This window comes from Priestia sp. D3YE.R1 (assembly GCF_049199565.1).
In the GTDB taxonomy this organism is placed as follows: domain Bacteria; phylum Bacillota; class Bacilli; order Bacillales; family Bacillaceae_H; genus Priestia; species Priestia aryabhattai.
The window spans coordinates 589,562-609,733 of sequence record NZ_JBLTHW010000003.1 but is presented as its reverse complement, the minus strand read 5'-3'; the positions used below and the strand labels follow the sequence as shown (position 1 = coordinate 609,733).

The following is a 20,172-nucleotide window of genomic DNA, read 5'->3' as shown; positions in this document are numbered from 1 at the left end:
TCCTTTTTCTTATAATAAGGGTAATAAGGGGTCCTTACCGTCAAATGCAGGAAACATATCTGGATGAAGAAGCGGCGCAAGTTTTTTTAATCCTAACAGCAATCGAGGTGAAGGACGGCAATACAGCCATTCTTCTAGTACGTATACACGATGTTCTTTTATGGCAGACATGTCAGACCAGTTCGGTCTCTTGTGTAAAATCGTTGGATTCACTTTGTTTGTCTGTACACCTACCCAAGCCAGACACACATGATGTGGATTTCGTTTGAGCACTTCTTCCCAATCACTCTGTACATTTGCTTCTTTGTGATCAGCAAATATATTTTCTCCTCCCGCTAACTCACTAATTTCAGTCAGCCAGTTTGCTTTGCCAGGAGTAAAGACAGGCTTTGGCCACCATTCCCAGTATACAGTGGCTTTTTCGTCAATTTGACGTGCAGTACCTTTATATGTAGAAAGAAACTGATCATAACGCTCTAACAGTTCAGCTGCTTTTGTTTCGATGTCTAATCGCTGGCCTAAGTCCTGTAGATTTTGACGAATATCTTCTAATGAATTAGGATTATATACGATATAAGGAAGCTTTCGTTTTTTAAGTTCTTCAATATTTCGTTCCATTCCAGGAACGCTTAGTGAAGCTAGGACTAAATCTGGCTTAGCTGCTTCCACGGCATCCATATTAATAGATAAATCGGGACCTAAACGCGGCAGATCTCCAATAGACTGCGGCCAATCGGAATAATCATCAATTGCTACGAGCAAATGTTCACATTTTAAATACGCTATTAATTCTGTATTGCTTGGACAAAGCGAAACAATTCGCATATTTCCCCTCCTGCATCCATTTCTTTTGTTCTATTATACAATAGATCTCCATATAAAAAGCAGAGACTTTCACTGAAGTCTCTGCTTTTTGTGCTCTTTCTTATCCACCCATCGCACGATAAAAGAAATAAAAGAAACCTAAACAGCCAAGTGAACTAATGCTTGTAGTTAAAATACCGATTGAAAGCAGCACCTGTCCGTATCTTTTTTGTTTGTATCGCAGCATATAATAAAAAGCTAAAAAGGTGCCAAGAAGTAAATAAATCGCCCATATGTAAGGAAGGTTCTTTAGCTGAAAGATGTAGCCTTGATTAAATAATAAACAGTAAATAAAAAAAGATTCACGATAAAAAAGATAGGAAGTACACTTCTCTTCATCTAGTACCCCTTCTATTCTTTATTTTCTGATATAGTTGCTTTGTTTTGATTTCTCAGTTCGTCCCGTATGTCACGTAAATATTGATTTCTCTCTTTCATTCGCTTTAACACTATAACCACGACAGCTATAATGCCAGCAATAGCTCCTATATAAAGAAGTCCAAACACTAAGATAGGTACTACACCCCAAATCTCCATCCCATTCCTCCTGCTTTTTAGCTATTACCTTATTTTACCGTATTTTGTAAAGATGTCACGTCTTTTGTTCATGAAAAAGGGAGTTTGAATATACATTCAAACTCCCTAAAGAGATAATAAAAAATAATATTTATTATAGCGCTTTACTTTTGACACCCGCTCCCGTTCCGAAAAACTTATCAAAAATTTGATAAAGAGCAGACAGGCCAACCAACCAATAAATCGTTGTTACTAACCAATCCCAAGAGCCAAATAGCTCTTCTACTACATTCACGCCTAATGCTACAGCTAACCAATTTAAACCGCCTAAAATCACAAGAAGAGTCGTTAAACCTGAAAGAAATTTCACGTTGTCACCTCCTTGCGAACTGCATTAGGAAAAGCAGCTCATGTTACATCTTATGCGCTGTATGGCTAAGTATATGCATAGGCGCTATGTAAAATAGTTATGAAGAATATGTGATTTATTCTTTTTTATTTCCTTATTCTGCTGCTGCAGCTTTCCCAATTTGCTTAATCGTTTCTACATGCATCGCTTCGTGGTAGAAGCTGAATAAAAACGTTTCGCCAACTGTTGTAAAGTTGATGCCCGCTTTATTTGTAAAAGGTGTGATTAACTGCTTATCAAACTGCCCCGGCATGAACTCTTTAATACGCTGTGCTTGGTCTTTCAACACATTCGCAATTTCTTCAAGAGAAGGAGCATCCTCCGTCCAATCGGCAGGTTTTGTTCCTGCCCCAAAAAAGCTTTCATAACTCTCTGGCGTTTGCATCGGTTCACCAGCTAAGCCAAACACAAGCTTTTCTTGAATAAAGGCAATGTGTCCAAGATTCCAGCGGATATTGTTATTGAATCCTTTTGGTGTGATGTCCGCTGCCTCTTCTGTTGTTTTTTCGAGGATACTAGTTGTAATGCCTCTTACAACGTCCATATGTTTTAAAATCATGTTTTCCATCGTCTAATCTCTCCTTACGTTGTCGTATTAGATAAACTATTCAATGTCTATTGTGCACAAATTAATCCTTAAATGCCACTCATAACATTTAAACCTTAAAATAAAAGAAAATTCAAAAGAAACATCCCCCTATATAAAAACTAGGGGGATGTTTTAAGCAGAAGACTTCAAATTTGAGACAGGTCCTTTGTTTGGCTTCGGTTTTAGCTGACCAAGCTTATTTTTCAGATAATCTTTTAATGCGCCGCGTTTTCTCTTGCGTCTTTTATCACGATTTTTAATGGGAATCTCCTCCTTTCTCTTTAGTTTTAAGACCTGTGTATTAAATGGATTCTTCTTTTATACATAAAATCCTTTTGAATTCTCAAATTTACCTTCATGTAATTCTTTCCTTTTTACATAAAAAGACCAAAGTATCAAAACTTTGATCAATCAAGCTACATACGTAATCGACCCAATAGTGGAAATAATAGCGCTGTTTCTATCGTACCAAACAACAGGTTCGTATCTAACTGCAAAATAACTGAGGTGAGCCGTGTGCAGCCTCACAATTTCATCTGACAGATAAGCTGATTGCTTTGCATCGTCTTTTCTCTTTAAATTTAACACTTCAATAATTCTTTCTCGCGTCGTGATTCCAATTCCATGACCAAAATATAGAGTTTCATCTAATACAATGGTGTTTTCACCTTTCCACTGGGGAGTATCAGTGTTATAATCAGGGTTTTTAAAATACGCACAGTCTCCGGGCAAGTAGTCAGATCCTTTATAACCATGGAGCTCCAGATCTTCATCGTATTGCCAATCGTGTAAGTAAAGATCAGCAAAAAGCCTGTTAAAGTTTGCTTTTCCAATATTATTTAATACAGCTTTGTAAAAGATGATGATAACAGCCGTCGCGCACTCAAACGCGTATTCGTGTCCGTTGTAAAAAATATCATCGATGGCCTGATGAGGAGAAACGGTAGGCAGTAGCTGAAACCCTCCGTTATCGGTTCGTTTCCAATACTTTTCGTTACACCTAGAACGTGCAAATGTAGCAAACTTAGCGCCGCTTTTGCGCAGCAATACAGACGATTCAATAATTTGTAATTTAACAGATACATCAAAATCAAGCTGGTCAAATGTAGCATACTCATACACTTCCCTATAGGCATCCATCTGTTTTAAAATGTCTGCTTTTTCTTTCGTTAACGAACTATTATTTAGATCACTTATTTTCACAATTTGTTGGTTAACTTTAATCATAGACGTTCTCTCCTTTACAGAAAATGATATCAATCACTTTCTCTAACAGGATATTGATAAAAAATTTTTTTGTGTATCTTCATTTAGTTAAAATCGTGAAGATTAGAAAAAACGATAAAAAAAGTAAGTTAACCGCTAATCTTTTCATTTGTTCCTTTTTGTCCTTTTGTAACCTTTTTAAATATAAAGCTAGCAACTAACAAGTACAGTGGTAACACAATAATGACGGCAATAACATTTAAAATCCAAGGTATTGTCCCCATAAAAACGTTTGAAGATGCTTTATCATACCAGCTCACAATAAGTATTAAAAAGACCCCACTGGATATAAAAGTACTTATATATCCCTTCTTATAGTTTGTACTTTTCACAGCAACCACAAAGCCAATTACCAATGAAATACATGCTGCAATTAAAACAAAAATTAAAAATAAGTTTGCTACCTTTTGAACGTCCATTACTTTCCTCTTTCTTACTTATAGAATTTTTACTCCAGAACCTTAAAACAATTAACGCCTTTTTCTAGATACAATTCCTACAGTATTTTGATTAGCCGCTTCATTTTGTTTTTGATTAAAAGTTACTTTTAAATTGTACATAAAAATCAACAAACCACACCCAACCATAACCCAGCGGATACTCCCTTGGAATCCAGAATTAAAAATGTTTGCTAAAGCTATTATGAGTCCTGTTGACATGTTAAGATAATTCTATTACACAATTATATAATTTTTGCATATCTATTTTTTCGTTGCTATTACAAGCTTTTATAACAACTAACGTAATCGTCGTGCAATATATTGATAACTTGCTGTAAGTTTCTTAAAAAGAGCATTACTTCAGAGTTATCCATATTACAGTGAAGTAAATGAAAAACATTATTCTTCCCAATAATTAATTCGTCTTCGGCCAGCATAATAGTCAAATCTCTAAATGCATACCAAGGATAATACAAGGAGACAAAAGGCTCTTTAAAGTAAATTCCGTCCTCCATAACAACTATTCCATTTTGTTTTTTAAAAGGAAGTGTAGATAAGAAGGCAATAATATTATCCTGGGACGATAAATGATAATGCTCCCGTAGTTTTTCGTCTGTATTCTTCGGAATATGTTCTTTTACCACTAAACCATTATTAATTTCGAATGCTTCTTCGTACTTTTCAAATAGGACACAAGTGTTTTTTATTTCATTTGTCTCTGTGTAAAAAGGAAGTAAATGTTCTTCAAAAAGTAATTCAACGGAATAGTTTTTTAAATAATCTCGTATAGAGACTAATAACTCTATAAATAGCGTAGCGGGGTAGTTAGTACCGCCACCTAACAGAAACGTCTTTTTATGATCAAAATAAACTTCTACATTTTTCTGTATAGTTATACTGTTCACTTCATCTAAATCTTCCCATGCTAACTTTTCCGCTTTTCCTCCTAAATTGCGCCACCTAATTCCGTAGTTAGTAAAATAAATTCCGTTTTTTCCAACTCCCAGTATTGTAGTATCTAGGTAAGCTATAACTTTCTCATCTGGAGATATTTTAAATCGCTTTTGTGATTTGGATAATATAGTATGAGGAATCTTTTCTACATAAAATTTATCTTGTTGATACTTGAAACATAACTCACTTAAGTGATTGTAACTCTTGTTTATGGACATAAAAAAACCCCATTCATTTTAAAAATAATAATTTTGTTCCCTATCCTTTCATATCTCCCTTTGCTACGCAACCAAAATATAAGTAGCAATGATTCCCACTACAATTAAACCGCTGCCATCAACTTTCTTCTCTTGTGCCTATATGTATAAAAACCCAAAATTATAAATAACTTACAAACATTTTATCAGAAAATGTAATTTGTGTAATTGTTGAAGGTCTCTAGTTCATAAGAAATGAGTTTTATCTTTAAAAATATAAAACCACTCCCTTTCCTAGAGTGCTAAAAAACACTTTTTTTCGGTGTTTAAAAGACCAGTTTCCTAGTTTGTATAAGTATTTTGCTATATCGATCTACTCCTACAATTTAAAAATCCTTATTTTGCTTTCTACCCATAAAAAAAGAGTCAGTAACTTGTTATGTTACTGACTCTTTTTAAAGGAAATTGTACTTAATTAATGTTTAAATTATTTATTATCGTTGGTAAGCTCAACTGAAAGTTTCTGAGACGAAATTTTGTTACCAACAAACCAGAATATAAACACACTGCCTACTAACATTGAAAGCGATACAGTAATAATTACTTTATAATCTATTACAAACTTTCCAGGATCAACTAGCAGTAATATAAAGGTTGTTAATAAGCCCATTAGTGTACCAATGATTAATCCGATAATAATATACAAATTCACTTGAGAAAGTATGACTTTACGAAGACTTTTTGGAGTAACGCCCATTGCACGTAAAACCGCAAATTCTTTTCGTTTAGAGTAAATATTATTTACTAAAGAGTTAAACACTCCTACCATTGTTGATACAACTAATGTAGCTATAACTAAGATAAAAATTCCCCAACGCTGATAAAACATTTTATCCGCTTCTTTAGCTGACTGTTCGTAATTACTAATTTTCATTACCCTTATAAAAAGCTAAATAAATATATCTTTAATCTTAAAAATGTATTCATCCGGTAATTTGTCAGCTCTCCTTGAAATCTCTGCTCTCTGGCTCTTTCTCCCTTTAATAACAACTGAATCTTTTTTTATATTTATGCTTCCGAAGCTATACGGGCACCAAAATAAATTAATATCATCTATTTTTATAGTTTTAACAACGTTGGAATTAAGGTCCGTAACACGCAGTTTAAATGGAGCATTTGTAAGATGAGATTTGGGCGCTGTATAAATGACCTCGGCTAAATACTTATCATTTTGTTTCGAGAAGTATGTGAGCTCAATGTCGGTTCCTTCTTCTTTTATTTTTCTAATAACAGATTCTATTTTATGCTCTTCTAAGTGATCAAACTTCGTAATGCTTCTTAATGCTGAAACTATACTACTAAACATCATATTTGATTTAGTTTCGTTGTCACTCGCCATATATTTTTTAGTATCTATTATCGAAAATGCATCTTTTATCCGGTGATTTGGAGCAAATTCTTGTTTTGCTTCCACTAGTGTGTCCGCTAAATGTATAAAGATGTGACTATAACCCGGCAGCATTACTTCTGCTTTCCTTAGCAGGTTGCTGAAAACTTCGGTGTAGATAAAAGAGTGGTTTGGTTCTGTTTCTTCGATAGGAGCAGAAATACTAATTGTTATTAATGGCTTTGTTAGCGGTTTTGGATTAGACAAAGATCTTTTCATTGAAAGGTCAGCTAGTTTTGCCCAGTTACTTTGAACTGTTTGCTTTTGCTTCTTGAAGTATGCCTTTAGTTCTTCGAGTGTACGTGGTGCATTTTTTATCGACTGTTGAAACTTTAATAGAAGTTTGTCTTCACTAAAGTCAAGTTCTGACTTTAGTTCTATAGTTTTAACCAACATAATAGCCTCTTCAACTCTATGTAGACCTGTTAAGAAATCCTCTACATTAAGAGTTTTGTTATTGATAAAATTTCCCGGCAACTCAATTTCGGCTATATCTTCATAGAGAACACGTAATTTGTACTTCTTCTTAGAGCTAGGATTATTTATAAAACGGATCAACATGCACTCAAATGTGCTTCCATGAAACTCTCCTATTAAATGTTCATTTAAAAAAGTATCTAATAATTGCAAAGAAAAGTTAGTTTCTTCTTTCGTCTTAAAATCCTTATACTCAATCAAAAATCTCATTGGAATCACCTTGGAGTATATAGTATATTTTTACTATACATTATATTTGAAAAAGCAGTCAACGCAAAGCATACAGCCAGTAAAGGGCAGGTTTATACAGGATCAAGCAAACACATTATACAGCTAGGCGTGAAGGTTATCTAGAAGGATTTTAAGAAGGTGAAAAAAGTTAGGAGAAGGACGGTAAGTTCATTTCTAGAGAGAGGTTATTCACCTGCACACATTGAGATAGAATTGAACTATGATTCCGTTCCATATATTAAGGAGTTATACTATAATGTTGAAGAAAAAAAGCAGAGGCTATGTTTAAATTACGACGACAGAGATACAGGCTAGTCACTCGGGAGAATAAGATGTTACGAGCTGCTTTATCGGTTCATAAGCATTATCTTTTCTACTATTCAATTTGAATCATACGTATGGATTTTATTGTAAAATAATCATTTGATATTCACTTTAAGTTTCCTTCTGCCACTTCTTAAAAACAATAAGAGGCAGAAGCTCAACTTATAAGCTGCTGCCTCTTATTTAGAGAAACACAGAAATAACCTTTTAACGATACCAAATCGTTTTATCTTGATATGGAATACGTTTTGATGAAGCTTCTTTATTAGGATGCCCTACGTAAATTAATCCTAAGAGCTTATCGCCGTCTTCTAGAGATAAAAAGTCATTCAGTTCTGTCTGATAGACAATTTCACCGGTTCTCCAAATTGTAGCCAAACTTTGTTCTTCCGCTACTAATAGCATATTTTGTATGCCTGCCGCTACGGCAGAGATTTCTTCAATTTCAGGCACTTTTCCTGAAGGACTGACTGCTACAGCAATAATGACAGGAGCACGAAGCGGGCCTTTTTTAGCTTTTGTTGTTTTTTTCAACGCTTCTTCTTCACTTAAGTGAGCCGTTTTTTGTTTCATAATACGTTCCATTTCGTCTCCTAAACGAGCGCGTGAATCCCCTGTAAACACTCGGAACTTCCAAGGCTCTGTCTTTTTATGGTTAGGAGCCCACGTGCCGGCTTCTAACATAAGGTTAATAGCATCTTCTGATACGTCTTTGTCTTGCATAGCCCCAATCGTTCTTCTGGCTTTAATAATATCTAATACGCTCATGCTTTCTTTCTCCTTTTCTACATTCAATTTATTAGTATAGGTATGTATATATCTTATATATAGAATAATTGAAAATCATTCTCACTGTCAAATATTTTGCTATCATCCGAGTTGCGATAAATAAATATGCCAATTTTTTAAGCGTGTTTGTTTTTTTAGCAGGTTTTCTTTTAATTATTTGGCAGTTCAGGCAAATAAAAAACGATTTGGACTCTATATTCCAAATCGTTTTTTTATCTTATACCCAGCCGCGGAAACGAGAAGCTTCAGCCGATTTTTTGATTCCTGCCATGTAAGCGGCTAGTCTCATATCTACGTCATTTTCTTGAGAGATTTGATAGACCGTTTCAAATGAATCCACCATTACCTTGCGTAATTTGCAAGCTACTTCTTCTTCAGACCAGTAGTAGCCTTGATTATTTTGCACCCATTCGAAGTATGAAACCGTTACGCCTCCAGCACTTGCTAAAATATCTGGCACTAAAAGCACGCCTTTTTCATCTAAAATGCGGGTGGCTTCAAGTGTAGTCGGTCCGTTCGCTGCTTCTACTACAATAGAAGCCTTAATGCGATGAGCGTTACGAACCGTAATTTGATTCGAAATGGCTGCGGGTACTAAAATATCACATTCTTTTTCTAATAGTTCCTCGTTTGTGATCACATTGGTAAATAAATTCGTTACAGTACCAAAACTATCGCGTCGATCAAGCAGATAATCAATATCAAGACCAAGCGGATCATAAAGAGCTCCGTATGCATCTGAAATGCCAATTACTTTTGCTCCTGCATCATGCATGAACTTAGCAAGAAAACTGCCGGCATTTCCGAAGCCTTGAATAATAATCCGAGCTTCTTGCAAGTTAAGGTTTTTCTTTTTAACAGCTTCTTCTATACAAATGGTTACTCCTTTAGCCGTTGCAGTTTCGCGTCCTTGAGATCCTCCGAGTACGATAGGTTTTCCGGTAATAAAACCAGGAGAATCGAACTCACGCAGTCGGCTATATTCATCCATCATCCACGCCATGATTTGAGAATTTGTATAGACATCCGGTGCAGGAATATCTTTAGTAGGCCCAACTATTTGACTGATGGCTCTTACATAGCCGCGGCTGAGTCGTTCTAGCTCACCAAAAGACATGTTTCTTGGGTCACATACAATTCCGCCTTTACCGCCGCCGTACGGAAGGTCGACAATCCCGCATTTTAAACTCATCCAAATGGATAATGCCTTCACTTCTTCTTCATTTACTTCAGGATGAAAGCGTACGCCTCCTTTAGTAGGCCCGACAGCATCATTATGCTGAGAGCGGTAGCCGGTGAAGACTTTTACCGATCCGTTATCCATTTTAACCGGAATGCGAACCGTCATCATGCGCAGCGGTTCTTTCAATAAATGGTATACTTCTTCACCATAGCCCAGCTTTTGAAGCGCTTCTTGAATAACCGTTTGAGTAGATAAAAATAAATTAAGTGATTCCTGTTCTTGCTGCTGTTCTTTTTTTAATTCACTAGCTGTTTTTGTAATGGACATTCTGTTCACCCCATATTTAATCATTGAATTTTCTCAACGATTTAACATGCAATTCCTGTGCCAATTTCCGCTGTTTTCCAACGCTTTTATATTATAAATAATCTGCATTAGCAAGCCTTATATTCCCTGCATAGGCTGATATTAGTATATACTTAAAGAAATAAGACAAACTATTTATACTGCAAAGGAGGAAAGTGCTATGTTACATGAAAGAAAAGAACAAGAACGAAGCAATCACTGTATAGAATGCTGTTCCATTTGCGGAGAAAGGCTAACATCTTTTCAAGAAAAAGAAATCTTCACATGCGACAGCTGCTTTGAACAAAAAGTCAACGATGTGCTTTCTGAGCTGTAATCAGGTACTCTATTTTTTAGAAACAGGTGTTACAATATTAAAGTTTGGATCGATAGAATCCTGACTAGACAAAAAGAAATCCCATTTTGATTTATCTCCTTGAACAAATATGACCGAGCTATAAGAGTGATCATTTGTAGTTGTGAGTCGATATAAGGTATCTTGCCACATCGTTACCGTCACTTCAGCTTTCTTTCGCGTATCTCCAAGATACCTAAAAATTCCATACTTAAGTTCTGTGAGAGCTACTTCATTACGATCTGGTATCACAAACAATATACGATAGTTGCATGCACCTGCCTTTAATCCATCTACGCGAATGCTAAATAGTTCTAAAATATTTTTTAAAGGAAGTGTATCCCATACTTCTTTTGTAATAATGTTGGCCGGCAGCGGTATATTACCTAAACGAAGTTCTTTTGCTCCTGTTAAATACTCATTTCGCCATGGACCAGATTCAGCTATATACCCTAATTGTTCAAGCGCGTCTGCACATAAAAGTTTTGCCTTCACATGGTGAGGATCAGCGTAAATAACTTGTTTGGTCACTTCAGCTACCCATTGATAGTCGCCTTGTTGAAAACAGCGCCGTGCTTTTTTGACAACGTTGTCCGCTCCGCCCATATACTCTACATATTTCTTAGCTGACTCTTCAGGAAACAATTTATTTAAATCTACAGGATTGCTGTTATACCAGCCCATATAGCGCTGATAAACCGCTTTTGCATTATGGTTAACCGTTCCATAAAAGCCGCTTGTATACCACTCGTGAGATAGAGTTTCCGGTAGCTTCATCATTCGGCCGACGTGGTCGATGGTATAACCTTGATTCATCAGTCTTAATGTTTGATCATGAATATATTGATAAACATCTCGTTGATTTTCGATATAGGTAATACACGACTCGTTTCCGAACCTTGGCCAATTATGTACCCCAAATACAGTTGTTAGTTCTTGGCCAAATAAATCGATTGCTTGCTGCAAGTATCTTGCCCATGCTGCTGCGTCTCTTACTTTCGCTCCTCTGAGCGTATAGAGGTTGTGCTGAGTGGCCGTACAGTTTTCTGCAATACACAGAGACTTTTCACTAGGAATATAGATGTTCATTTCAGCAGGCGCCTCCGTCCCTGGCGTAAGCTGAAACTGAAATGAGACGCCGTCAATTCTCTTACTTACGTAAGGATGATGTTCGGAAGGACAAATTTCTTCTATTCCTTTAATAAGCGTGATTGTTCCAAATGAAATTTCTTTTCCGATGCCGTTGTCAACTAAGCCTTTTTCATCTCGTCGCAGTCGAATACCGTACATGTATTGACTTCTTCGTGTCATTGCTGTTGCCGCCGTGACGTTTTCATCGATAACCGCGTCCATAAACCCAGCAGGAGCATAAACTTTACTAGTTTTATTTTGTGTTGAGTCAGGTAATATCCCTAGAACTCCACCGTAATGGTCTATATGTGAATGTGAGAAGATAACGGCTCTAACAGGACGCTTCCCGCAGTGCTGATTTACTAGTTTAAGCGCTTCTTCTGCCGTTTCTTTTGACGTCAAGCAATCAATAACAATCCATCCCGTTTTTCCTTTAACAAACGTAATATTAGCCATATCAAAGCCTCTTACTTGAAAGATGTTTTCAGTTACTTGATATAAGCCAGCTTGTACATTTAATTTTCCTTGTTCCCACAGTTTAGGGTGAACGGTAGCAGGTGTAGATTGTTGAAATAAAAAAGCATACTTTCTTAAATCCCATACAGGATACAGCTGATTTTTTTTGAAAATCAGAGGAAAAGGTACGCGTACAAGGGCTTGGTAATCCGCAAGATTTTGTTCTGATTTCACTTGTTCCCAGTCTATGCTTTTATAAGTCTCAGCATTAGTCGCCGCAGTCTTTTGAGTAGCATCTTTTCGGTGAATCGTTAACTCCTGTTCATAATCAAACAGCATAACCCCCTCCTTTTTATTACTTTATGCGTAAAAATAAGACGAAATACAAAAAGGAAGGGAAAATAGAGTCAACAAAAAAGAAGATGCGTGCTAAGCGCATCTTCTTTTTTATACTGAATGTTATGTTTGAATAGTCGAGTATTCTGTCTTAATTAGACAGCCTAGCACTTAGTATAACGATTGTTTACCAATGTGCCTTTTGTAATCAAAACAAATCTTCCTTCTAAGGTGCTCAATACGTTTCTTGAAGTCGCTGTAAAACAATGCATGTGTACAGTCTCTCCTTTCCTGTATTGGCCTTACATAGAATGTATACCCCCCGAAAAAATAGTTGAAACCTAATTGGGAGATTTTTTAAAAAATAATAACAAACCCTTTATAGTTAGGCTCTTTTATCACTCTTTTTTTACCCAGTGGTCATTATCATCTTTTTTGTACTTTGTTTTCACTGCGTTCCAAGCAACTTTGTGAGCGGTAGCTTCTTCTTTGTATTCATCACTTGCTGAATTAAATGCTTCTTTATAAATTTCCTGAGCGTGATGAGGCAGATTATCTCTTACTCCATCCGGCAGTTCTTTTAATGAATTGTAAGGCATGATCGTATTCCTCCTTAAAACATCTTTTACTACTGATTTACCTGTTTTCAAATAGCATAAACATTTAATAAATATAGTCCCTATACAAGTCGGACTGAGTGACCTTTTTATAAGCGAGCCCGTGTTTTTTAGCAAGGGCTTTTACTTCATCTACACAGCTTTGAGCGCTTCTTGGTGATACGTAAATTTCATTGATAAGCTGATGTAAATTACATGTAAGGAGGTTGCCATGCTCGTGAGAAAACTCATACGATCTTTTTTCGAGGATATCCATTCGTTTTTGCCATTGATTTGCGGAAATACCTTGAATTTCGAATAGCTTTTGCAGCTTCCAAGCGTGTATACGACTTGCTACAATAATAAGCCTCAATTCATTTTCATGCTGATAGGATTTGCGCTTGTAAAATAATGTGTCATATACAGAGTGACTGATCATTTCTTTTTGGAAGTCTATGTACTGCACTTTGCCAGAGAAGATTTTATAGCGTAAATCTTTAATACTGCACAATAAATTTTCATAGGTGGTTTTAATAGCTACGCCATCATTCCCCTTTAAATATAGGTCCCACATTCCAGCGGCTTCATAATCATTGATATGCCAGGATGAAACAGCAGAAAATTCATGGATTTTTCTTATATAGGTTCTAGAGGTACGGTTATGACGTTCGCCTTTTTTTCTTAACTCTTCTATGTTCCACATTGAAGAGCATCCTTCAAGGGGGTCCGAAAATGCATCAGGTTTTGCGAAAAAAAGTGCATTGGTTTCTAGTAAATCTTGAAAATCAGACAGCGGCATAAATCGCCACACCGTCGGATTATTGTGCACCTTATAGCGTTCATCATAATCGTCATAGCTAGATTCGAATCTTTTGGCATATTCGTACGCTTTCTCTCTATAAGCTAAATCCATTGGTTTTCCTCCTCTGAATGCATATTCATACTTGAATTATAGCACTTAATTGTTGTAATTTTCAAAATTATCCATCTGTATTAAGAGAGTTCTATGATCAGAAAAAAAGACACGCCTCAACATCTACAGCGTGTCTTCTTATTTAATGAAATGAATGTTTTGCTTAAAACTTACACTTTCAGGCTGATTTAATTCCAATAAATAAATTTCATCCGCTCGAAAATCAGTATTCTTCATTTCTTTTTTTAAGGTACGAATAAAAGCAGATGAACTTTTTCCGTAGGCTTCAAAATAATGAAACGTGTGTACAACAAATAAAATGGATGCGCCACTGTAATCTTTTTTGCTCTTTTTTTGGATGTTTTCTAGCACTTTTTCTATATACTCTTCCACAGAACCTTCCGTCTGGGTACGGGGTAGAGCAAAATTTCCTGAATTGACCCTCTGTGCATCTTCAAATTCCAGTTTCCCATCTTTGTAAGAAGTAATTTCAATTCGTTTTTCGGTACCATCCGGCTGAAGAATTAATCCGTCGTATCCTTGACTTCCAATAATAAGCTTCAATTTTGAATTTCTCGGACAATAAGAAGATTGGCTGAAGCAATAAAGCGGATAAAACTCTTCAAAAAACTTTTTGAAACGCCCTTTTTTAAGCCGGGCTAATTTTATATACTCTTTGTTTTGATGAATCATTTGCTGCGTGTGTTCAAAATACTGCTTCATTTCTTCTTGCGTTCTGTACACATCAAGATCTTTAAATAATTCATCCATCTTTTTCACCTTCAATCCCACCAACTAAAAAAGTCTTCTTACTTAGTAGATACATATTCATAAATGTGTGTGACAATTTTCTTTTTTTTAGAGATATAGCCTTTTTTTAAACAAAGCGTGCACACTTTTCATTTTTTTGCATATCCTGTTATTCGTGCGTTCAATCATGAGCGTACGTTTCAGCCTTTAGTTGTAAAAGATGAACTGTAAAGTTACAGCTGATGGCGGATGATATGCGTCTGATTATTTCATAAACTATAAAAAACAGGAAACTTAACAATAATTGAGGTGTTGGAAATGTTTGATAATGATTACGTAGTTAAAACCATTCACGACTTACATGTAAAACGTACAGAAAGTAAATTAAAAGTCTTCTTAACTTATTTTTGCCATAGAAAATAACACGTATTTATAGACGGTAATATATACTCAGTTGTTACTTGGAGTTTTTTATAAGAAGAAGAGTTTGATACAAATAAAAGGGAATAGTGGGTAATCCACTACTCCTTTTTTTACTATACTTGCAATTCCTGAATCAGTTCAGATAGAATTTTAATGCATCTATCGATATCTGGTAAAGAGGCATAGGCGTAAGAAAGCCGAAGGTAACTGCCGGTTTCTTGTGCATAGATACTTCCAGAATTAAGCAATATCCCTCTTTTTAAAGCACGAGAGTATAAAGATTTCATTGAAATAGAAGGTTGAATATGCACCCATATAAAAAAGCCTCCTTCAGGATTCGTCCATGTTGCTACATCTCCTGCGTATGTTTCCAAAGCATTCAGCATCACTTTTCTTCTCGTTCGCAAGTTGGTTCGTACAGTTTCCATATGCTGTTGATATAAGCCATTTTCAAACCATTCTGCTGCTACTCTTTGAGATAATGAGCTCGATCCATAATCTGTTTGCATTTTAATATCCGCCAAACGCTCAATGACTGGTTCTGGGCCGACTATCCATCCGATACGTAATCCCGGGCTTAATGTTTTAGAAAGACTGCTAACATATAACACGTGTCCATTTTTATCTAAAGCCTTTAATGGCAACGGAGGAGGTTCATTTAGCCATAATTCACGATATAAATCATCTTCAATAATAGGAAGCTGATGTTCCTCACACTCTTTCAACAAATCGTGACGCCTATTTTGTGACATTAATGTTCCCGTTGGGTTATGGAAACACGGATTTGTATATAAAATAGCTTGCCCTTCTTGAGGATCGGCGCGTTTTATAGCTGTTACTTTTATTCCTTCCTCATCCATAGCAAGACCTTTGAGTTTCATTCCGGCTGATTGAAATACATGTAAGGAGTATAGATAAGAAGGTTTTTCTAACAAAACGGAAGAGTTGTTTTGCAGCAGTCCAATTGAAATAAGCTGAAGAGCTTGAAGAGCGCCGGAAACAATTAAAATAGAATCTGGAGAAGATTCAATCCCTATTGTTTTCATATACGTACTTAACTCTTTTCGTAAAGGAAAATAACCCTTAGGTTCTTCGTATCCCAGAACCTCCATATTTTCTGCTACTTTTTCTACGGCGTATTTCATTTTGTTTTTAGGAAATATGTCAGGTGAAAGCTCTCCTTTGCTTAATTGAATAAGGTTTGAGTTAAATTCGGATTCATTAATATCTTGTACCATGGCTTGACTCGGCCGATGCATACCTGATTTCACATGAACATTCCAATTGGGCGGATTCGTAGCCAAAAGTGTCCACGTATTATTTACAACGATTGTTCCTTTTCCTATCTTACCTTCAATTAAACCGTCCGCTGTTAATTCCTCTAATGCCGTAATGACCGTACTTCGATTAACGTCGAACAAAGCTGCAAGCTTTCGCTGGCTGGGAATTTTACTTCCAATCGGCCATTCTCCACGGGCAATTTTCCCTTTCATAAAATCAATAATTTGCTTGTATTTTGGATAAATAGAACTGTTGTCTTGATTCATATGTCTACTCCTATTTTTAAAGTGGTTGGGTTAATTGCTTTTAAACTGGTTGAAGACATTTTATCAAATGTTTATTAATATGGGAACAACGATGGAAACTGGTTGGGTTCAAAATAAAAAATGGAGATGAATAAGCATGAAATTAACGTTTAGTCTTGTATTTTTACATATACTGATGATTAGCTTATGGGCTTCAGCATTTCCAGTTATTCAAATAGGATTGGAATCGTTTTCTCCTCAGCACCTCGCTTTTGTTCGATTAAGTATTGCTTCTGTAGTGCTGTTAGTTATTGCAATAGCCAAACGCATGCGATTGCCTGATATAAAAGATATTCCACTTCTTTTAGCGCTCGGTTTTTTAGGTTTTACCGTCTATCACACGGCATTAAACATTGGAGAAAAAACGGTAAGTGCGGGTATTGCGAGTTTACTGGTCTCGACGACTCCTATTTTTTCCGCGTTTTTAGCTATTTTCTTTTTTCATGAAGCGTTCGGAAAAAGAAAATGGATTGGATCTGCAGTAAGCTTTGCAGGTATTGCACTTTTAACTTTTAGCAAAGAGAATTTTGTACACTCGGTTAATGGAATCTTACTGATTCTACTAGCTGCCCTTGCAGAAAGCATCTATATGGTATGTCAAAAAAATTTATTAAAAAAGTATGGTTTTCTTTCTTTTGTAACGTACAGTATCTGGGGAGCTGCCATTTCTATGCTTGTTTTTTTACCAGGGTTAGAAATAGAGCTTGCGCATATCTCTGTCAGATCAGCGATAAGCGTGATATATTTAGGATTATTCCCAACCGTTATTCCGTATATGATACTCGCTTATTTAACATCGCGTATAGGTTCTGCTGAGGCTGCCATTTCTCTTTACTTAACTCCTGCGCTGTCCTTTTTTTTAGCGTGGCTGCTTTTAAAAGATATCCCGAGCGCAGCTTCCATTGTTGGAAGCATCATTACGTTAAGCGGCGTGTTGCTTACACATAGTAAAAGACGAGTAGCAGTAGTAAAAAAGCCAAGGTTCACAATACAAAGATAATGTGTATGGTTTGAGGAATTCTCTTAGATGATATGCTTTTTATTTATATATTTTATTTAGAACATACTTTAATTTCTTCTTTTTGCAGTTTGATTAATAATTAATAAAAAACGCCTTTCTTTAATCTTGGTTTGAGATTTAAAGAAAGGCGTTTTTTTACGAAGTTTCTAATTCTGCTTTTATTTTCCCAGCCACTGCGTGAGTCAGCTGCTGAAGATCGTAAATCTCTTCTCCTGAAAGTACTACATGTCCGTTTAAAACGTGGTTATGTTTATATGCTCGATACGTCACTTCAATACTTTTTATCGCACGCTCTACTTCGTCATTCACCATAATGTTTTCATAGTGATAGGATAGTGTTTCAATTCGAATCTGCGTATTTTTCATATTCATTTACCCTCCATGAGCTGTTGACTAAAAATATGACTGTTAGAGGTGAACTATACATAGAACCTTTTTTGTTATTACATACTTTGTTATTCTTATTTTATAAAATCCCAAACCAAAACCCCGCTCTTCGGAGCAGGATTTTATTGCTTGTAGTACCAGCCTTTTTTATCTAAAAACTGCTTAACTTTTACCAAATCCAGTCCAGCTGCTGTGAGTTCAGCTGATGGATTACCTATTGCATGTACGTTTAATTCACTGTCAATTCCTTCATTTTTTAAGAAAGCACGAAACTCTGTTTCCATGTCTTTACTTAATCCGCCTGTTTTAATTGTAACTGGGATAGGTTCTACGTCTTTCATCTGCACGAATCCGCCTGGAACAGCCCATGCTGCATTCGTATAGCCATATACGCTAAATACCGTGCCTTTTTTTATCGTTCTGAAATTCTCTGTTACATTCGCATATTTGTAGACTCCAATATCCTTCTTCGCTTTTACTTGAAAAGAATATTTATCTCCAAGTGAAGTAACCTTTGGTAACGATTCTTCTATAGGATTCCTTACACCCTTAAGGAGTTCCATCATTTTAGCTAATGTTTTCTCATCAGCTTTTCCGGTTGACGTTAATCCATATTTTTCTTGAAGAGCTTTAACAGCTGCAACAGTTTCACTGCCATATTGACCATCAGTTCCTTGCTGGGAAAGCTCAAATCCTAATTTAATTAAGTTTTGCTGCAGTTCTTTTACAGCTAGTCCGCTATCACCTTGCTGCAATTGTGCTGATGGCTTATTATTTTCCACCACCGTCACGCCTGTATTAATACTATTAAAGAAATCCAGATCCATTTCATTGATATCAACATTGCCTTTAATCCCGTTTACTTTTCCTTGATCTGTATATTGAAACATAGACCATCTATCCCAAATCGCCGTATCACCTGGGTTAGCAAATCCCTTAGAACGGTTACTTCCACTGTAACGAGCTATCCATAGCGGATATCTTGCCACAGCGCTTGTAAAATTGGATTTAATAAAACTATAACCCGTGTAAAGAATAGGCGTGATGCTTGTTTTCCTTTCAATATACTCCATCCATCTAACTGCAAAGGCTGTGACCTGCGCTTTTGTTTTTCCTTTATTTTCTTCCAAATCTAAGCAATGAGGCAAATCAACCTTCATGCTGCCTAATTTATTTAAAAAGAAATTAACTTCTGCAATGGGATCATTATCAACATGAGCAAAGTGATAAAAGCCTACACGTAGACCTGCATTTTTTGCACCTATATAATTATCATATGATTTTTTATCTAAGAAGGTTGTACCTTCTGTTAATTTAATATACGCGCCTTTTACACCATCCGACGCCACTTTTGCCCAATCAATTGTTCCATTGTGATGAGAAACATCAATGACCTTAATATTTTGATTATTACGGTTTTGCATTGCTATCACTCCTTCATACAAACTATGAATAAAAAAGGAAATGGCAACTGATACAGGCCTATTAAATAGATATTAGGTTCTACAATAAGAAGGGATTTTGGTAGCCTTCCTTTATTATAAGAAATGAATTTGTGCAATTTTATAAAGTGAGGAAAGCTATATTCGTTTATACTAATAATATGAAGATATACTGTATAAAAAGTGGAGGAATATGATGTCTTTAATAAAAGAAGCACGTAGATATGCAGAACACGCTCATAGCGGCCAAATGCGCAAGCTGTCCGATACACCTTATATTGTTCATCCTATTAACGTAGGTAATATTTTAGAAAAAGCAGGTTTTAGTGAAGAAGTAATTGCAGCAGCTTATCTGCATGATGCTGTAGAAGATACAAGTGTAACACTCGAAGAAATTGTACAAAGATTTGGTTTAGATGTAGCGGGGATTGTTGAAGCTCATACAGAAAACAAATCAAAAAGCTGGGAAGAACGTAAACAGCATACAATTCAAATTGTGAAAACTGGTTCTCTTGAAGTGAAATCTTTAATTGTAGCAGATAAATTAGACAATTTACGGTCTTTAAAAGAAAGCTACGATCAGCAAGGAGATACGATTTGGAATAGCTTTAAAAGAGGATTCGAAAAGCAGAAATGGTACTACGAATCCATCAGCAAATACGCTGCACAAGGATTGGAACCAAGCCAAATTCCAAGTTTTTTTTATACGTATAAACAAGAAGTAAATGATTTTTTTAGAAGTTAA

General features: G+C 35.9%; 22 protein-coding genes. 3 read left to right on the top strand and 19 right to left on the bottom strand.

Annotated elements, in window-relative coordinates:
* Positions 1-9: 9 nt before the first annotated feature.
* The 12 genes from ACOZIR_RS21425 to ACOZIR_RS21370 all read right to left on the bottom strand — a co-directional run bounded on the left by ACOZIR_RS21425 (position 10) and on the right by ACOZIR_RS21370 (position 10,013).
* Entirely contained in the window at positions 10-825 is an 816-nt protein-coding gene (locus ACOZIR_RS21425; protein WP_045294750.1) for a cobalamin-binding protein, read from the bottom strand.
* Positions 826-1,215: 390 nt separating this feature from the next.
* Positions 1,216-1,401 carry a hypothetical protein gene (locus ACOZIR_RS21420; protein WP_045294748.1) on the bottom strand — a complete coding sequence of 62 codons (186 nt, stop codon included), beginning with the start codon at positions 1,399-1,401 and terminating at the stop codon, positions 1,216-1,218.
* Between the two features lie 133 nt (positions 1,402-1,534).
* The gene (locus tag ACOZIR_RS21415) at positions 1,535-1,750 is read right to left on the bottom strand and encodes a DUF378 domain-containing protein (RefSeq protein ID WP_045294746.1); all 216 of its coding nucleotides are present in this window, start codon (positions 1,748-1,750) and stop codon (positions 1,535-1,537) included.
* Between the two features lie 133 nt (positions 1,751-1,883).
* Positions 1,884-2,357, bottom strand: a complete 474-nt coding sequence (locus ACOZIR_RS21410) for a DinB family protein (protein ID WP_045294744.1) — start codon at positions 2,355-2,357, stop codon at positions 1,884-1,886.
* 432 nt (positions 2,358-2,789) lie between these two features.
* A complete protein-coding gene (locus ACOZIR_RS21405) occupies positions 2,790-3,605 on the bottom strand; it encodes a protein-glutamine gamma-glutamyltransferase (RefSeq protein ID WP_045294741.1) in 816 nt (271 codons plus the stop codon).
* A 128-nt stretch (positions 3,606-3,733) separates the two neighbouring features.
* A complete protein-coding gene (locus ACOZIR_RS21400; protein ID WP_045294739.1) occupies positions 3,734-4,063 on the bottom strand; it encodes a hypothetical protein in 330 nt (109 codons plus the stop codon).
* Positions 4,064-4,114: 51 nt separating this feature from the next.
* Positions 4,115-4,303: a hypothetical protein gene (locus tag ACOZIR_RS21395; RefSeq protein ID WP_141541139.1), complete on the bottom strand. Its 189-nt coding sequence runs from the start codon at positions 4,301-4,303 to the stop codon at positions 4,115-4,117.
* Between the two features lie 59 nt (positions 4,304-4,362).
* Complete coding sequence (locus ACOZIR_RS21390) at positions 4,363-5,256, bottom strand: hypothetical protein (RefSeq protein ID WP_045294737.1); 894 nt, start codon at positions 5,254-5,256, stop codon at positions 4,363-4,365.
* 466 nt (positions 5,257-5,722) lie between these two features.
* Complete coding sequence (locus tag ACOZIR_RS21385; protein ID WP_045294735.1) at positions 5,723-6,169, bottom strand: FtsX-like permease family protein; 447 nt, start codon at positions 6,167-6,169, stop codon at positions 5,723-5,725.
* Positions 6,170-6,184: 15 nt separating this feature from the next.
* Positions 6,185-7,369: a hypothetical protein gene (locus ACOZIR_RS21380; RefSeq protein ID WP_045294734.1), complete on the bottom strand. Its 1,185-nt coding sequence runs from the start codon at positions 7,367-7,369 to the stop codon at positions 6,185-6,187.
* A gap of 552 nt (positions 7,370-7,921) precedes the next feature.
* Positions 7,922-8,482, bottom strand: a complete 561-nt coding sequence (locus ACOZIR_RS21375; RefSeq protein WP_421535806.1) for a nitroreductase family protein — start codon at positions 8,480-8,482, stop codon at positions 7,922-7,924.
* A 238-nt stretch (positions 8,483-8,720) separates the two neighbouring features.
* Positions 8,721-10,013, bottom strand: coding sequence for a Glu/Leu/Phe/Val family dehydrogenase (locus ACOZIR_RS21370; RefSeq protein ID WP_045294730.1), 1,293 nt, complete (start codon positions 10,011-10,013; stop codon positions 8,721-8,723).
* 199 nt (positions 10,014-10,212) lie between these two features.
* Here ACOZIR_RS21370 and ACOZIR_RS21365 point away from each other — a divergent pair, with 199 nt between their 5' ends.
* Positions 10,213-10,368, top strand: a complete 156-nt coding sequence (locus ACOZIR_RS21365; RefSeq protein ID WP_169746696.1) for a hypothetical protein — start codon at positions 10,213-10,215, stop codon at positions 10,366-10,368.
* 9 nt (positions 10,369-10,377) lie between these two features.
* Here the strand turns inward: ACOZIR_RS21365 and ACOZIR_RS21360 are convergent, their stop codons facing one another.
* From ACOZIR_RS21360 to ACOZIR_RS21340, 5 genes are all read right to left on the bottom strand, one after another.
* Complete coding sequence (locus ACOZIR_RS21360; RefSeq protein WP_340142061.1) at positions 10,378-12,312, bottom strand: alkyl sulfatase dimerization domain-containing protein; 1,935 nt, start codon at positions 12,310-12,312, stop codon at positions 10,378-10,380.
* 395 nt (positions 12,313-12,707) lie between these two features.
* Positions 12,708-12,908, bottom strand: coding sequence for a ChaB family protein (locus ACOZIR_RS21355; protein WP_071274365.1), 201 nt, complete (start codon positions 12,906-12,908; stop codon positions 12,708-12,710).
* A 64-nt stretch (positions 12,909-12,972) separates the two neighbouring features.
* The gene (locus tag ACOZIR_RS21350; protein WP_071274368.1) at positions 12,973-13,818 is read right to left on the bottom strand and encodes a DUF2971 domain-containing protein; all 846 of its coding nucleotides are present in this window, start codon (positions 13,816-13,818) and stop codon (positions 12,973-12,975) included.
* A 138-nt stretch (positions 13,819-13,956) separates the two neighbouring features.
* Positions 13,957-14,589, bottom strand: a complete 633-nt coding sequence (locus tag ACOZIR_RS21345; protein ID WP_421535805.1) for a hypothetical protein — start codon at positions 14,587-14,589, stop codon at positions 13,957-13,959.
* A 515-nt stretch (positions 14,590-15,104) separates the two neighbouring features.
* A complete protein-coding gene (locus ACOZIR_RS21340) occupies positions 15,105-16,538 on the bottom strand; it encodes a PLP-dependent aminotransferase family protein (RefSeq protein ID WP_421535804.1) in 1,434 nt (477 codons plus the stop codon).
* Positions 16,539-16,674: 136 nt separating this feature from the next.
* Between ACOZIR_RS21340 and ACOZIR_RS21335 the strand changes: the two genes are divergently transcribed.
* Positions 16,675-17,577, top strand: coding sequence for a DMT family transporter (locus tag ACOZIR_RS21335; protein WP_415383263.1), 903 nt, complete (start codon positions 16,675-16,677; stop codon positions 17,575-17,577).
* 156 nt (positions 17,578-17,733) lie between these two features.
* Here the strand turns inward: ACOZIR_RS21335 and ACOZIR_RS21330 are convergent, their stop codons facing one another.
* Together ACOZIR_RS21330 and ACOZIR_RS21325 are read right to left on the bottom strand one after the other, a co-directional pair.
* A complete protein-coding gene (locus ACOZIR_RS21330; protein WP_237758608.1) occupies positions 17,734-17,964 on the bottom strand; it encodes a hypothetical protein in 231 nt (76 codons plus the stop codon).
* 143 nt (positions 17,965-18,107) lie between these two features.
* Positions 18,108-19,409 (bottom strand): GH25 family lysozyme, encoded by a 1,302-nt coding sequence (locus ACOZIR_RS21325; RefSeq protein WP_045295561.1) that lies wholly within the window; start codon positions 19,407-19,409, stop codon positions 18,108-18,110.
* Between the two features lie 214 nt (positions 19,410-19,623).
* On the opposite strand from ACOZIR_RS21325, the gene ACOZIR_RS21320 reads away from it, so the two are divergent.
* Entirely contained in the window at positions 19,624-20,172 is a 549-nt protein-coding gene (locus tag ACOZIR_RS21320; RefSeq protein ID WP_340142065.1) for an HD domain-containing protein, read from the top strand.